This is a genomic window from Hahella sp. CCB-MM4, from assembly GCF_002260525.1.
GTDB lineage: Bacteria > Pseudomonadota > Gammaproteobacteria > Pseudomonadales > Oleiphilaceae > Hahella.
Genome location: NZ_MRYI01000010.1, coordinates 198,332 through 213,106 on the forward strand (window position 1 = coordinate 198,332; position 14,775 = coordinate 213,106).

Genomic DNA, 14,775 nt, shown 5'->3' on the forward strand with positions numbered 1-14,775 from the left:
TTGAGCGGGGATTGGTCATCACTGCCGACCATACTTGTTCCGATATTCCTGTGGTGTCACACCTGTCATTCGTTTGAACACAGTACGAAAAGTTTTATTGTCGTTATAGCCCACGTCATACATCAGATTCTGGATACTCTGAGAGCCATTCTCAAGTGCTTTTTTGGCTACCTCGACTTTCACCCGCTGAATATATTCTAACGGCGTATTCTGAGTGGCCAGTTTAAAGCGGCGAATCAAATTGCGCTTACTCATATTCACATGACAGGCTACCTGCTCGACACTGATATCTTTCGAATAATGGGTTTCGATAAACGTCTGGGCATTCAGGATGACTTGGTCTGCGTGTTGGTTCAGGCCTCTGAATACAGAAAAATGGGCCTGGCTGATATGATCCCGGTGGATGGAGAAGTTCTTGCTCACCATGATACCTACTTCGTGACCGCAGAACTTCTCCACCAGATATAACACCAGGTTGAGTGACGAAAATGCCCCTCCGCCGGTATAGATACCGTTTTGGTCCGTGATGACCGAGTCAGGCTGGAAGTCTACCTCCGGATATCGCTGCTTCATGTCGTCGATGACTCCCCAATGGGAGGTGCAGGGCTGTCCATTTAAGATGCCTGCTTCCGCCAGGAAATAAGCTCCTTTACAAAGACTGGCCACTTCTGTGCCTGCAACATAATGCTCTCGGATCCATTCCACCAATGAGCTGTTTTTAGGTAGAACCGTTTCCCAAGTTTTTTCAAAGGCAGGAATCAAAATCAATTGCTGATGGTGTCCATCTGCGCTGGGTGTTATTTCAGCCACTGAATTTTCACAGTTGAAATGAACCGGGTTGTTGAGATGAATATCTCCGGACTGATCGCTGACCAGCCTGACGTTAAAAGCGGGCGGACTGCCAGCCGCCATGAGTATTTCATTGGTTCGGGTCAGTATGTCCAGAGGGGCGGCGGCAGAGGATAAAACGACGTCCGGATAAATCAGGATATAGATATTCTTCATCAGGCAATTCCCACCTCACGATGTTCTTGAAATTGTTTGATTCTACCTGGGCTATTTAACACTACGTAAAGTGATGGCACAAAACCACCCCTTTGTTGTCTCCTGACCACAGCGCTATCACAGATATTGAAGCTCATACTGTGGCTGTAGTTAGTAAATTGTCAGTCATTAGCATATGTAAAACGGAACATATAGGAGATCAACATGCGCCAAATCGTTAACCCGGCGGAGTGGGAATCCGCCATTGAGGCATTTCGGGTAAAAGAGAAAGAACAAACCCGCCGCCAGGACAAATTAAACGCTGAACGTCGGCGTCTCCCGATGGTGGAAATCGAAAAAACATACGAATTCACCGGCCCTGATGGTCGGGTTAGTTTGCTGGATCTGTTTGAAGGACGACGCCAACTGATTCTTTATCATTTCATGTACGCTGAAAGCCCCTGCACAGGCTGTTCCATGGTGGTGGATAATATTGGTCACATTGCCCATATCCAGGCCCGCAATACCTCCTTTGTGATGGTCTCGCGAGCGCCATACCCTAAGTTGGTTGCATTTAAGCAGCGCATGGGCTGGGACATTCCCTGGTATTCATCCCACGATAGTGACTTCAATATCGATTTTAACGCCACCCGTGAAAACGGCGAGATGTTTGCGGTTAGTGTGTTTCTTCGTGAAGGAGAGAAAATATATCGGACCTATTACACCACCTTACGTGGTGTCGAGTACCTGGGCAGCATATGGTCCTATCTCGATCTCACACCGATGGGACGCCAGGAACTCTGGGAAGACTCACCAGAGGATGTCATTCAAACGCCGCCTTACCAGTGGATGCGTTTGCATGACGGCTATAACTGAGAAGGTCGACAGCAGTAGATGTGAATGGAGGATGATATGTGTCCCATATGTGCCAGTCTCGTCACGTTAATTGCAGCCGGGGGTGTATCTGCAGGGCATTTTTTGACGCTTCGTCGACGTCGCAATAAGGCCCGGGTACGTCGGGCCGAAGACCGTAAAAGTGTGCCGGTTGTTTAAGGTGAAAATCGGGAGAGTTTATACCCTCCCGATTTCCCACAAAGACAATTCGTTATCCCTGGAAATCAATTCTAATCAGTATCACCGCTTCAATTTTGCTCTGTTTTTGAGGCTCGGCTCATTGTAGGAGCTGTCTCATCATGAGTCCGATGCTGGGGCAGATTGTCATGTGACTGCCTGACATGCTCATCTTGTAATTCTTGGTTAAATGAAATATATATGTTTCGTATATGGTATATATGCAGGAGTGCTACGTATGGGTATTGTAAAAATATCCGATGAGCTTCATGAAGAAGTTCGTATTGCGGGTCGGGCAATGACGCGTTCCATTAACGCCCAAGCTGAGCATTGGATGAAGGTGGGGATGCTGGCAGAGCAGAATCCCGGTATGTCCTATATCGATATACTGAAGCACCTGACAGAAGAAGCCAGAAAGGCTGATCGAGAGGAAACGGTAATACACCAACACATGGAAAAGCAGGCTGTTTAACCATGATCCGGATTAAGTCAGACGACGAAATAAAAAAAATGGAATTGGCCGGTCGATTGACTGCTAAAGTCCTGGAAGCGGTTGAAGATATCATCAAACCTGGCATTACGACCGCTGACATTGATGCTTTTTGCGAGCATTATATCGTTAACACCTTAAATGCCTATCCAGGCAGCAAAGGGCAATATGGTTATCCCTATACTGTTAATACGTCGGTCAATCATGTCGTTTGCCATGGTTGGCCTTCTGATCAGCAGGTTTTAAGAGAAGGGGATATTGTGAATGTGGATGTCACCGTACTAAAACACGGATATTACGGTGATAGCAGCAAAACCTATTTTGTCGGGCCGGTGCCTGATCACGTTAAACGCCTGGTGGATGTTACCCAGGAATGCCTCTATAAAGCGATTCGAATAGTGAAGCCGGGGGTGACGCTTGGCGATATCGGTCACGTTATTCAAACCCATGCAGAGAGTCATCATTATTCGGTGGTGCGGGAATATTGTGGACATGGTATCGGTAAAAAAATGCATGAAGATCCGCAGGTTCTCCACTACGGAAAACCCGGGCGGGGAGTGAGGCTCAAACCTGGGATGACGTTTACCATTGAGCCGATGATTAATCAGGGTAGAAAAGAGGTGAGACTGCATCGGGACGGCTGGACAGTCACCACTCGGGACCGACGTCCTTCGGCGCAGTTTGAGCACACTATACTGGTAACTGAGACCGGATTTCAGGTATTAACTCTGCGGGAAGAAGAAAGAGGGTGCCTGTAACAGACAATGGCTTACCTATTCAGAGTCCTGGAATAAGAGAATGCTGGCATTTCATTACAAGCGAACAAGAAAACAAACGGCTAGAAGCATTTTTATCAGCGCTTTGGTTCTCCCGATCTGGCTGGTGGTTTTTTACGTCCTTGGTAAGGATAAGGTTGGGTTTGAGGTGTTCTCGGATGTGGCGATAGTGATTTTTACGATAGCCGATCTGGTTATGGTGGGGTATGGTGTTTGGCTTCTAAAGAATCCGGCTGCCTTTGAAATTCGCCTTGGCGAACAGGAATTTTCTGTTGCACATCCTCTTTTTGAGGAGTGGAACTTCAATATAAAGCCCTCAGAAATTGTCAGCATTGAAAATACCTCAGACCTTAACGGATATGCGCAAACTCTGATTAAAATGACGAACGGTGAGCAGCACCGACTCTGCCGTAACTACCGATACTCGCTGAAGAAGCTGTATAAGGAATTAACCCGCATTAATCCGAGTATCGACGTGCCCGCGAATCCATATCATTTTCCACGAAGACACAACCATCCCGGTAGGGGCAACTAATCTTCCAGACTCAATTCACCATCTAAAAATAATTCACCACCTAAAGATAACTCGTTACCCAATCATAACTCGTTACCCAATCATAAAAGGTAAAATAACTGGCGATGTTTGGCTATTCGGCAACCTTCTCCAGGATATCAATCACTCGCCGACGTTTTGACCAGAACGGATAATGTGCAAACCGTACTGGCCCGGCATAGGTATCTTGCAAGTGCGTCAGGTAACGCTTGGAGACGTTGAGCATTTCTGACTGAAAGGCATTCATTGCAGCCGGATTCCCGGGAAAACCCGCCATAATAGCGTTAGCTGCACTCGCGGCAGTGGCAAGGGCGTGAAACATTCCCTGTGATGAAATGGGGTCAAACGCCATTAAGGCATCTCCGATTGCCAGAAAGCCTTTCCCTGCATCTGCCAGATTAGCGATGTCCAGAATGGTGGTACCTGCTGGATGGAGATTTATTTTTGAAGGTGTTGCTCCCTGAATAGCTTCAGCAATAAAGGGATGTTGCCGGGCGTGGGCAATAAAGTCTTCCGGGCCTCGTAGCTTTTTCCAGAGTGTGTCATTTGCGTCTATATGATAGGCGAGCACTCTTTTGCCATGCGGTACTTGCACTGTGTACCACCAACCGTGTTCATCGGCGCAGGTGCGAAGAGTTAAGTCTTCATCTTCCGGCCGACAGGTGAGAAAGCTATAAATGCAGAGTAGGTTATCCTCAATCTGACGTTCCAGACCCAATCGCCGGGATACTGTAGCAGAACGTCCAGTAGCATCGATTAATACAGGTGCTTGATAGGCTATATCATCCTCGGACAGGTGGACACTCCATCCTTCACAAGATAATGGCTGGTCGATCTCAATCTGGCGATGGCCTTCCTTAATAACTGCACCGGACTCGATTGCGCCTTCACGCAATAGATGATCAAAAGAGCGTCGATCCAGTACCCAGCCCGGACCGGCGGGGTCAATCAGGGCATCTCTCCACACAGGAAATTCCTGATCCCATATGGAGACAGCAGATCCTTTTTCCCGGTGCGGGCCTTCCAGAAAGCGTTCATATAAACCAAGATTCCACAGCAGTACTCCGGCTGAACCAGGGAGAGATTCGCCGATCCGTTGCTCCGCATGGAAAGCTGCTCGTCTTTCCAGGATGAGTACTCGATAGGAAGAGCGCAGGAATCTGGCCAAAGCCAAGCCGGCTGTTCCTGCGCCGAGAATGATGACATCCCAGTTTTCTGTTTTCATATTCTTTCTGGCTGTTATCTACTAATGGGGGCTTATTCCTTGTTTCGCTTACGAAGCTTCTGTGACCTGAGCGCACGGCGCATTTCATGATCAGTCTGATGACGTTCTTCCTGGCTCATTGCCTCTCCACCACGGTCTTCTACCTGCATGAATGCAGGGAAATCCGGATCGTTGGGAACGCCGCGGCGGACCTCCACAATGCCCATTTCCGGGAATCGATGGATCATGTTGGCCAATTGGTTATCATAGCCAACGCCCAGGGTGCGGTCCCAGTCAGAGCGGTGTTGAAAGGCGGCGATCCGTTCGTCTCTTGGCAGCTCTTCATCCACCACCTTGTCATAGTCTCGTTGACTCAGCACCTGGTTGGGAACCCGTGCAGGCCAGAAGGTAGGAAGGTAAGGATCGTATTTTGGATCGTAGCCTGACCGGCAACTGGCGGTATCTGTCTGCCATGGAATGGCCATCCAACGGGTGATGGAACCGGGAAATTGAGCATACAGAGGACCGTTGTAGGACAACGCTTCTGCTGGGGTGAGTGTGGTGCCGTAATCCGGTTCTGGGTCATTGGCTGAACGGTGACGCCAGCGATAGGGTTCACTGTACATGGTGGCGTGGCGCACTGGCCAGGTCATCTCGCACCCCGGATGAAAAGCATCGGCCAGACAGAATTCCAACGCGGCTTTATCCAGTTCCGCAGGTTGCTCGGCAACCGGAACCTCGTCGATTGAACTGGGGGGCTCCCAACAGGGATCGTAATCTGATTCGAACTCACCCTTGGCCCAGTAGTCCAGCATGGCAAGCTGGGTTTCCGTCAGGGCATTCATGGCGTTGGTAACAGGCGGCATGGGAATATCCATGGCATCGCCATAGACCCAGGGCCAGAGGTTCATGGATATATCTTCCCGGTTTGGATGGCGAAACGCGTTCACTGTTGTCCGGCGCAACTCTGCGTAGGCGTCCCCGGGCATAGAGAGTTTCCGCAGATAATCCGGATCGAGGAAATGCTGGGGCGCTCCATAACCAAAGCCTGCGGCGAAACCCGCATTCATCCATTGCAGATCACACATGGCTTTAAAGATCGGCAGCAGATCACGTTGGAAAGAGGGGCGGGTAGGTGCAGGCAACTGACCGGCGTTGATAGCAAGGTCGGTCATCAACGCATACATGGTCCTTACCGATTTTTGTTGGGGGCCATAATTGGGAGGTGCGACCACCACCCAAGCTGGTGCCACGTCAAGTATTCTCCCGTTGAGTACGACTGAGGCCGTTACCGGACCATCGCTGGTATCGTCATACCATCCATCGTTGTTGGCAAACGTGGTGGGCGGTTTATTGTCATAAGAGGCGGATTTTCCGTGTCCTCCAAACACCTGTAACCGGCCGGTGGTGTCCGTACGCAATTCGCCGAGGGGCACATCAATCCCCATAAACTTGCCACCTCTGAACTGAAACTCCGGCCCATAGCAGGAGGCGGTATCGATGGATCGTGAGCCCGGAGTGATCGAAAGCTCACCCCGTTTCTTGATATCCGCATTACGCAAAGTGGAGGGGGTTGCCGTCGCTGCTTCAGGAATATCCAACGCCAGTTCAAAGTTGTACCAGGCGGCCTTGTGATTCGCCAGTTCAACGGTCCACTTGATACTGGTCGATTCATCCATCGACAGCTCCCGTACCACACGACCATTGGCGTCATATCCGTAAATACGGAACTGTGCCACCTCGCGCTTCAACGCCCCGGTGTCGTCCCGATAATAACCGGGCTCCCTGGGTGGCGGTGATGACACCTGCGGTCCGATATAAAAGCCGTCTTCTTTGGTGGAGTTACCGACTCGGGCAATGCCGATCGAAGGATGGATCTTGGCATAGACGATCTGGTCGTCCGATTTGCTATCGTTCGTCATAACACACTCCCTTTGGTTATTCGGATACTACTAGCGACGCCCGTGGATATGGGGCTGTTTTAGGAGTGTAGAAGGTGGAGGGGAATTGGCAAGGGTAAATAAGGGGAGAGAGGTTGTAAGTTGGAGATAACATGTTTTGGGACGGAAATAGGTGGCGGGTATTAACGCCTGAATGGAGATCTGGGCAAACACACAGGTTCGCCCCTACAGGAACTTAATTCAATATTGGATGGTATTCTTTTAAAGTGCCTATTTTAGAGACGGTAATTCGTGACTGTGGGGAAACTCATGCGTAAGTTGATGAGCACATTTCATATGTAGGGGCGAACCTGTGTGTTCGCCCAGTAGAGCATCCAGTCAATGCTGGCGATTGAGTCTAGCGCCAGGGCGGACACATAGGTCCGCCCCTACAAAATAAATACATCTATGGAAATCTTGGATATTCTTCCGTAGAAATTAATGATTGGGTCAAGTTGAAGATTATTTTCTAGGCAATATTTGTAGAGTAGGAAGACACGAGCATGGCTACCATCGAATACGAACTTACTATCAACGCCAAGCCCGATCTAATCTATCAGGTATCTCAAGATTATTCTGTTCGTTATCAGTGGGATCCATTTCCTGAAAAAATTGAACTTCTCGATGGTGCGACCTTAATTGAAAAAGGTACCAAAGCTTTTGTGCAGGCAAAAAATGGTTTGAAAATGGAGGTGGTATTTGTCCAGGTTGATCCACCGACTACTGCTGCGATTAAAATGACGAAAGGACCTTTCTTTCTCCAGTCTTTTGCAGGGAGCTGGATTTTTAAACCTGTGGGTGCTGATTCCACAGAAGCTAGATTTATCTATTCAATCAAGGCAAAAAAATGGGCATTGCCATTTGTGGTAGATAAGTTGGCAGGTTGGTATTTTTGGCGGGTTATAAAAAGCCGGCTCAGCGGATTAAAATCTTATTGTGAGAGGTGCACCTAATCTGGTTCACACCAATTTAGGCTGCATATAGCCAAACAAAATATGCCGTGCCAGACGGCGAAAATTTGATCTTTTATATAGGATGTATAGGTTGAGGTATATCGTAATTCTGTTGTTGATATTTCCTGCTTTAGTAAATGCCGGTCAAGGTGGAGAGTATGTACGAGCATACATAGGCGAATGGTTTAAAGCTCATGGGTATAACAACTACTCTATTACTGAGAATGGGGTTTACTTGGACTTCCTAGATATTACTCTCAATGGAGAGATATATAGTGTTAACGAGCTTAGAAAAGGTGAGTTTTACTCTGCTGAAACTCAACTGAGTATAATTTTTTCGAATGGGCGGAAATTAGATGACTTTGCAGCAGGAGCAGGGGAGTCTCCTGAGGGGGCATTCTTAGATTCACTTAACAATTTTTGTATAACGACTCTCCATCCAGTGTATGCCGAGGTGGTGGAGAAAGACGATCCTCATGTTAGGAAGGAAGTATGGAAAATTCCTACTGACAGAAATATATTCCTAGCTGATTGGGGGCTTCGTGGTGAAACTGTGGAAAAACAGCATCTCGATAACATTGAGAGGTTAGTATCAGAAATGTTGTCTAACTTAAATCTCACGGACGAAACTCACTGGGTAAAAGTAGTTGTAACTAATGTGAGTGGAAAAATTGATACTGCCGTACTTACAGTTGATGGCTCATATGTTGAAAAAATCAGCAACGAAATTGCAGCGTATAGTTGGCCTGCTTCAAAAGAGTTTTATATGGTTAAGCTGTTTTTCGTGATTGGAAAGACATAGCTGACACTATAACTATGATGGAAATACGCATATGGATAGAAATGAATTACTCAACAAAGTTTTAGCTGTCGTAGAAAAACATAAGTCTCTCCATATTAATGATCCTGAGATTTATCAGTGTTGGTCAGAGTATACTAAGTTACTGTCGGAAGATTTATCTGATACTAAATGGGTTTTATCAAATGTAGGCGGTGAAAACCTTTACAAAATTTCTGAAGCATTTGAGGATATTTCGGCAAGTCTCAATTCAAAAGACTTTATCTTCTTTCTTAAGCGACTTGATTTGGCATATCCTGAAGCAGAGATGACGTCTGATATAGACGCTGCAGAACGGGCAATTGAGTCCAGCGCCAGGGCGGACATATAGGTCCGCCTCTACAAATATACTTTATACATTTAAGATTACCCGCATCTTAATATGGATTAACGGAGTATCCATGAGATTCGAAATCTGGCTGATGTTTTCGTTAGCCTATCTGGTAACCACACTGTCTCCTGGGCCCAATGTTCTTCTTGTATTGAAGAACAGCGTTCAACACGGTTGGAAATCTGCATTTATTACGGTATTGGGGAATTTATCCTGCCAGTTTATTATTGTTTGTCTGGTGGCAATTGGAGTGGGGGAGTTGCTTAAAGAGCTACCAGCCTGGTTTATCGCCATGAAAGTGACTGGCGGTATCTATCTCATCTATCTTGGTGTTAAAAGCCTAAGATCTACACGTAAATCTGCAATAGACTTGCCAGTGGATCGACCCCGGGCCAAGAATAAATCTGTCGGGAATTTGTTCTCTCAAGCATTTTTGGTCTCTGCAAGTAACCCGAAAACACTGATCTTTCTGTCTGCCTTTTTGCCACAGTTTCTGGATGTTGAGCATTTGCCTATTGAGCAATTCTCCCTGATGTTTATCTCAATTTGCGTGATTGTTGCGACGGTTCATTTAGGGTATGCGTACCTGATCAATCGTATTGGTCAACGAGTATTAACCCAGGATTTCTCGCGGACTTTGTCCAAAGTCACTGGCGGGCTTTTTATTACTTTGGGCGGCGGTGTTCTATTGAGTTCGCGAGCATAGAACTCTGAGTATAAAAATATCATGATTGAAGCACGCAGAGGGATACCCACCCATTTCTGAACAGGCTCAACATCGATCTGGCAGAATGGACGGAAAGTATCAATTACTTAGGGTCAAGACTTCTGCGACTGGCAGTCAGGCTGGATCAACTGGACATAGTTGTCCCTGTTTACCCATTCTCCATAGAACAAAGTTGAGATAAATATGGAAATCAAAGAGTTTGATATAAGAAGAGATTTAGAATTCTATCTTGAAGGTAGCAAGGTTGCCTTTGAAGAGTCCTTTCCCGGGGTTTCGATTACAAACGATTTAGAGCGTGATATGAGATCTAGTATTGCTGGAATTGCGGGTAACGAAGATATGGCAGGTTTTACTGCTCTCCTGGATAGCACACCAGTTGGCGCAGTTGTTGTGTGTTTACAGTGGTTTTATAACATACCGCAGGGTTATATCGACTCAATTTATGTTAAGGACGAATATCGAAAAGCAGGAGTGGCTAAAGAGTTACTTAAAGCGGCAGAAATATGGTCGTTGCAAAAGGGGGCGCATTCTATAAGTTTGGATGTATCAAATTCTAATGGCAGTGCTATCGCAGCGTACGAAAGACTTGGGTTTGTGGCTACTCGAACTCAAATGGAAAGAGGAATTAAGTTCTAACAATTTCACCGCTAGACAGTTGTGAGCAAGTTTGTGCTTTCTTCTATTAAACTCCCTCCTATTAATGTACTGAATACAATTGGCAAAAGGTTTCTTGTGTAGGGGGCGAACCTGCGTGTTCGCCCAATATAGTGTATACAGGCAATGTTGGCGATTGAGTTCAGCGCCAGGGCGGACACGCAGGTCCGCCCTTACAAATACGAGATGATTTGTGGATGTCCTGGTTGCTGTTCTTAATGTAAATGTTAACCTGACATTTTTTAAAGCTGTACTTATATGAATCGAATTACTAACAAAAATAAGAGAAATGCGACTGGTGAATGGGCTCAACATCCAAGACCGTTTATAAAAAAACTCGGCAACGCCAAATTAAGAAAGGAGCCAATTGAAACCGAGGAAAAAAGCGGGCGATGGGGAAACAAAAAGGTAAAGAAATTTCGTCAGCCTCACTTGTGCCCGTTTTGTTTGGCAAATATACACAACCAGTACATTGGGGCAAAATTTAAGCTTTATGGTTCATGTAAAGCTTGCGGTGCAGTGAAGCAAGGTACTAAATGTGGTCACTGTAAATCACGGGATATTTGGCTTTTGGGTGATAATATTATGTGCAAAAACTGTGGTAAAAAACCGAGATCTGAATCGCCACTATTGTCGTAGGCACCTATTAGCCATCAATAATGGCAGGCTGAGAGGTTTCACTTATGATAGTAAGGGTCATTATTGCTATAAGGATCTTGTATGAGTGACAAGCGCCCAAAACCTGGAACTGAAGAGTTTTATAAATGGCTAAACGAGCGGGCCAAGGCTAGGGGACAAGAGATGCTTGAGAGAGGCCCTGTAGACTTTGACGAGCGTGGTGTCATTTTTGGTAGTGAAGAGTCTCTCAATTCTACTGATGCTGAAGCCTTCCCCGACGAAATTGAGGAATATCGTCCTGAAGATAGGAAACCTCGCCTAGCTCATGAACGGGATAAAGATTAGATTTCTATTTGTAGGAAAGATTGGATACAGCGAGCTGGAGGCCGAGGTTCGGAACCTCACTCAGAAGCCTCTTTTTGCTGGGACCTTATTCGACGAGCTAAATTTCTCTGAGTCCCGGATTTCTCTCTTCCTGGACGAACCCATGCAATATCCTGGGTTGAGTCCAACGTCATTTGTTTATCTCGCTCATTATCGCTCTGGAAACCTCCCTTAGTGTTAAATCCAACGTTATTCCTGGGATCGCTAAACATGTGGTAAACGGTCACTGCGGTTGTTTTACCTTTCAAGTATTGCTGAGCGAGCGTGTCGGCACCTCTGGCATCACCTACAACAAATGATTGATTCTGTTCGATAGCAATATCTATGACTGGGCGATAATGCTCATTGAATTCGTCGTGGCTGAGATCAAGGTGGCCACTGATAAAATTTATGATTGAAGAGCTGTTCATGACGACAGAACCTGATGATTAAATGGAAATGATACGACCTTATTCATGTGAGCATTGGATATGCATTTGGCGCAATATAAAAATAATAGGGCAGCTATAGATGTCCTTTCAATCACAGACATCTCATGAGAACCCCGATTAAAGGAAATCCCTGTCAGAACGCGCATAGGTGAGGAATCAACCGCTATTCAACATCGAATGGAAGTTGTCGAAATGAGCAATATCGGATGAAGCCCGCTATTGATCTCGTTAAATAGCAGAACTGACAAGGAAATTGATAACCTCATGACGATTGTAAGAAATTTTTCACTCTTTGAAGCAATGAATAATGGTGTTAAGCAAGGCGGAAAAAAATTTGCTGCCATTTTGATTGATGAACAGGGACAACAAGCTCCCCCAAATAAGCAGGCGTTGATTGATACCCTGGCACAGGCCAAGAGTCTGCGCATGCCTATTTATATACTGGAGATAGACTCCAAGGTTAATCAGCAGGCTATTGCGCCTATCGTGCTTGGTAAGAATGCGAACCCCCTGGTAAAAACCAACAGCAACTTTTGTATAGAAGGTGCTACTGTTGTCAAAAAGCCGCATATCAGCATGTTCAATCCGAAGACCAACCTGGATATGAAAAAGGAACTTCAGTCTAAAAATATTGATGCTGTTGTCATCATGGGGCAAAAAACCAACCAGTGCGTCAAGACCAATGCTGTTGGTGGCTTCACGGACCGTCAAAACCAGAATTACTTTGCCGGACTCAATGATATCTGCAAAGTGTATACTTGCGACGACATATTGAGAGACCAATCAGAGGCAACGTGGAAAAACGCCAAGAACGTGTTTTTCTACACCAAGCTGAAAAAAGACTAGCCTCTTATGACTGTGACATCTCCTTACCTGGAGATTTCCGGGTAAGGAGGTAAGGGAAGTAGAGGAGTGATTGTTATTAAAAAAATACTATTAGGGTTGCTCGTACTGCTAGTGATACTGATTGGCTTGTTTTCAATTGAATACGGGCTAAAGGACTCACTAATTTACGTGTTTTTTACGCTATATGTTGCGGCTACGGATGGAACTCTGATTGGCATACCCTTGCTTATTTCTATCTACAAGATACCTATGATTGTCGGTATTGCAGTCCTGGTGATAGCCGTCATTGCCGGATTGATAAAACACAAGACTCTCGCCGGTCAATTGAGCGTGATATTCGGTATTGTCGCTTGGCTGTTTCTAGGCATTATCGGACTGGGGCATGGCGGGTAAAAGCGACTGAATCGACACAAGATAAGTTGCCTCGATATTGCAAATGTCATAAGAATCATTGTCGTCTGAAGCAATTCAGACTAATTTTATTGGAGGATAGCCTCTCTATCCCGCTTCGCTCGTTTGCTGTTGGCGGTGCAATACCCAACAAAAAAGGAGTTTCCAATGATTCTAAGGATCGCTCTATTCACAACAGCCATACTATTTGTCAGCTCTTCTTTTTTAACCTTTGCTGATAGCAGCAGCTCTTCTACAACAACCACTACAGATTCAAGTAACGCCAAGATTGTTGAATGTCCCGTTTCAGGGAAAGCCCCAGATACATTTGCTCTGTGCGCAACCGCGACCTGCTGGACTCTGGACGGTGTTGCATACTGTAAATGTGAAGTCATGAATGAAGAAAGTATCTCCATCAGTTTCGACTATGAGGAAAACGGGAAAAGCAAAAACGTTTGCGATTTACTATTGGAGGGTGTTCCTAATGGGTACACGGTCAGCACCTATGCCACACCACGTCAGGTAGAGACAGATTACGACCCCAAAGTTGAAAAACTGGGGCCGCCCATGGGTTATTACACCTGCGATACAAGATCCGGTACCCAGGCCTATGGGGCTCAGTGTGATGGGGGGCTGTGTTTCAAGAGCACCCAGGGCAAGGAGTTTCCGGGTCTCGGCTACATCAAGGAAAATGAGATCGTTTGTTCATGTCCTCCGACCCTTAGTAATTCCCCAGGATTTCAAATTGCCGGTCCATGGAAATGCAAGCCGGGCGATGCGAATGAAAACAACCAATGTTGTGATCAGAGCTATTACAACGACATGTGTGGTGTAACCAGCGTGAAAACTACTGGGACTGTGTTAGCTGTCAATGCGCCTATTGGTACAGCCAGGGTGCTTTCAGCCAAACTGGATGGTAAACCGGCGAGGTTTAATGCTTGTCGTTTTCAGTGATTTAGTACCGGTTGTTGATCTGGTGGATTGTTGGAAATACTATGGTCTTTCAACAATCCACCAGATCTGATCCTTCAAATAGATCGATGTTTGATGACTTTATATAAAGCCCCATGAAATTTACCTTATCTTATTCGATTGAAGACCATGGATGGGCCAATGCGACTCTTCGCTCAGAGAATGATATATATGAGATCGACGCGATTTCATATTTGTCTGATGCGTTTGAAGAATTATCACTTGCTGTTCTTGATGTGCTAAATGGTATTAAAGAGGCGTCATGTGGATTTGACCATGAGCCAGGGAGAACAAAAATTCGTTTCCTTGCGAAGGATGAAATGGTCCAAATTCAGATATACGAGTTTCAAAACGAAATGAGGGATGAGCCATGGGAAAAAGGTAAGGCAGTCCAATCCTTTGAGACACGAATATTAAGGCTCAAATCTCAATACCTGGAAACAGCCGATAAAATTCTGAGAGAACATGGTGTTGCTGAGTATAAAGTGGAATAGTTTCAATCTGATCTGACACTTCTTCTTGAAAAAGAGAGGGTTACCGGTTTTGATGGAGGTGCCAACCATTCATCGAAACACACAAAGGATAACCCTCATGCAACATAGTAACCAACGAA

The 14,775-nt window shown here is 46.0% G+C and carries 19 protein-coding genes; 15 read left to right on the top strand and 4 right to left on the bottom strand.

The features are described from left to right. Positions 1-18 precede the first annotated feature (18 nt). A complete protein-coding gene (locus BTA51_RS17670) occupies positions 19-1,005 on the bottom strand; it encodes a GlxA family transcriptional regulator (RefSeq protein ID WP_094709607.1) in 987 nt (328 codons plus the stop codon). 204 nt (positions 1,006-1,209) lie between these two features. Here BTA51_RS17670 and BTA51_RS17675 point away from each other — a divergent pair, with 204 nt between their 5' ends. The 4 genes from BTA51_RS17675 to BTA51_RS17690 all read left to right on the top strand — a co-directional run bounded on the left by BTA51_RS17675 (position 1,210) and on the right by BTA51_RS17690 (position 3,856). Then, positions 1,210-1,860, top strand: a complete 651-nt coding sequence (locus BTA51_RS17675; protein WP_094709609.1) for a DUF899 domain-containing protein — start codon at positions 1,210-1,212, stop codon at positions 1,858-1,860. A gap of 433 nt (positions 1,861-2,293) precedes the next feature. Continuing rightward, the gene (locus BTA51_RS17680; protein ID WP_094709611.1) at positions 2,294-2,527 is read left to right on the top strand and encodes a ParD-like family protein; all 234 of its coding nucleotides are present in this window, start codon (positions 2,294-2,296) and stop codon (positions 2,525-2,527) included. A gap of 2 nt (positions 2,528-2,529) precedes the next feature. Next, positions 2,530-3,303 carry a type I methionyl aminopeptidase gene (map, locus tag BTA51_RS17685; protein ID WP_094709613.1) on the top strand — a complete coding sequence of 258 codons (774 nt, stop codon included), beginning with the start codon at positions 2,530-2,532 and terminating at the stop codon, positions 3,301-3,303. 40 nt (positions 3,304-3,343) lie between these two features. Beyond that, on the top strand, positions 3,344-3,856 hold the full coding sequence (locus tag BTA51_RS17690; protein WP_094709615.1) for a hypothetical protein: 513 nt from the start codon (positions 3,344-3,346) through the stop codon (positions 3,854-3,856). A 112-nt stretch (positions 3,857-3,968) separates the two neighbouring features. On the opposite strand, the gene BTA51_RS17695 is transcribed toward BTA51_RS17690, so the two are convergent. Then, a complete protein-coding gene (locus BTA51_RS17695) occupies positions 3,969-5,099 on the bottom strand; it encodes an NAD(P)/FAD-dependent oxidoreductase (RefSeq protein ID WP_094709617.1) in 1,131 nt (376 codons plus the stop codon). 32 nt (positions 5,100-5,131) lie between these two features. After that, positions 5,132-7,000, bottom strand: coding sequence for a LodA/GoxA family CTQ-dependent oxidase (locus BTA51_RS17700; RefSeq protein WP_094709619.1), 1,869 nt, complete (start codon positions 6,998-7,000; stop codon positions 5,132-5,134). 521 nt (positions 7,001-7,521) lie between these two features. Here BTA51_RS17700 and BTA51_RS17705 point away from each other — a divergent pair. From BTA51_RS17705 to BTA51_RS17730, 7 genes are all read left to right on the top strand, one after another. Continuing rightward, positions 7,522-7,971, top strand: coding sequence for an SRPBCC family protein (locus BTA51_RS17705; protein ID WP_094709621.1), 450 nt, complete (start codon positions 7,522-7,524; stop codon positions 7,969-7,971). A gap of 91 nt (positions 7,972-8,062) precedes the next feature. After that, positions 8,063-8,773 (top strand): DUF6348 family protein, encoded by a 711-nt coding sequence (locus tag BTA51_RS17710; protein ID WP_141215626.1) that lies wholly within the window; start codon positions 8,063-8,065, stop codon positions 8,771-8,773. 31 nt (positions 8,774-8,804) lie between these two features. Further along, a complete protein-coding gene (locus tag BTA51_RS17715) occupies positions 8,805-9,140 on the top strand; it encodes a hypothetical protein (protein ID WP_094709625.1) in 336 nt (111 codons plus the stop codon). A 70-nt stretch (positions 9,141-9,210) separates the two neighbouring features. After that, a complete protein-coding gene (locus BTA51_RS17720; RefSeq protein ID WP_094709627.1) occupies positions 9,211-9,846 on the top strand; it encodes a LysE family translocator in 636 nt (211 codons plus the stop codon). A 204-nt stretch (positions 9,847-10,050) separates the two neighbouring features. After that, positions 10,051-10,503, top strand: coding sequence for a GNAT family N-acetyltransferase (locus tag BTA51_RS17725; protein WP_094709629.1), 453 nt, complete (start codon positions 10,051-10,053; stop codon positions 10,501-10,503). A gap of 276 nt (positions 10,504-10,779) precedes the next feature. Continuing rightward, complete coding sequence (locus tag BTA51_RS29975) at positions 10,780-11,160, top strand: hypothetical protein (protein WP_141215627.1); 381 nt, start codon at positions 10,780-10,782, stop codon at positions 11,158-11,160. A gap of 81 nt (positions 11,161-11,241) precedes the next feature. Beyond that, on the top strand, positions 11,242-11,484 hold the full coding sequence (locus tag BTA51_RS17730; protein WP_094709631.1) for a hypothetical protein: 243 nt from the start codon (positions 11,242-11,244) through the stop codon (positions 11,482-11,484). Positions 11,485-11,540: 56 nt separating this feature from the next. Here BTA51_RS17730 and BTA51_RS17735 read toward each other — a convergent pair whose 3' ends face one another. Next, positions 11,541-11,933 carry a hypothetical protein gene (locus BTA51_RS17735; RefSeq protein WP_094709633.1) on the bottom strand — a complete coding sequence of 131 codons (393 nt, stop codon included), beginning with the start codon at positions 11,931-11,933 and terminating at the stop codon, positions 11,541-11,543. A gap of 285 nt (positions 11,934-12,218) precedes the next feature. On the opposite strand from BTA51_RS17735, the gene BTA51_RS17740 reads away from it, so the two are divergent. The 4 genes from BTA51_RS17740 to BTA51_RS17755 all read left to right on the top strand — a co-directional run bounded on the left by BTA51_RS17740 (position 12,219) and on the right by BTA51_RS17755 (position 14,656). Next, on the top strand, positions 12,219-12,800 hold the full coding sequence (locus BTA51_RS17740) for an isochorismatase family protein (protein WP_094709635.1): 582 nt from the start codon (positions 12,219-12,221) through the stop codon (positions 12,798-12,800). Positions 12,801-13,049: 249 nt separating this feature from the next. Further along, positions 13,050-13,193 carry a hypothetical protein gene (locus BTA51_RS30220; RefSeq protein WP_168188207.1) on the top strand — a complete coding sequence of 48 codons (144 nt, stop codon included), beginning with the start codon at positions 13,050-13,052 and terminating at the stop codon, positions 13,191-13,193. Between the two features lie 165 nt (positions 13,194-13,358). Continuing rightward, complete coding sequence (locus BTA51_RS17750; RefSeq protein WP_094709639.1) at positions 13,359-14,144, top strand: hypothetical protein; 786 nt, start codon at positions 13,359-13,361, stop codon at positions 14,142-14,144. Positions 14,145-14,257: 113 nt separating this feature from the next. Then, the gene (locus tag BTA51_RS17755; protein ID WP_094709641.1) at positions 14,258-14,656 is read left to right on the top strand and encodes a hypothetical protein; all 399 of its coding nucleotides are present in this window, start codon (positions 14,258-14,260) and stop codon (positions 14,654-14,656) included. Positions 14,657-14,775: the final 119 nt, after the last annotated feature.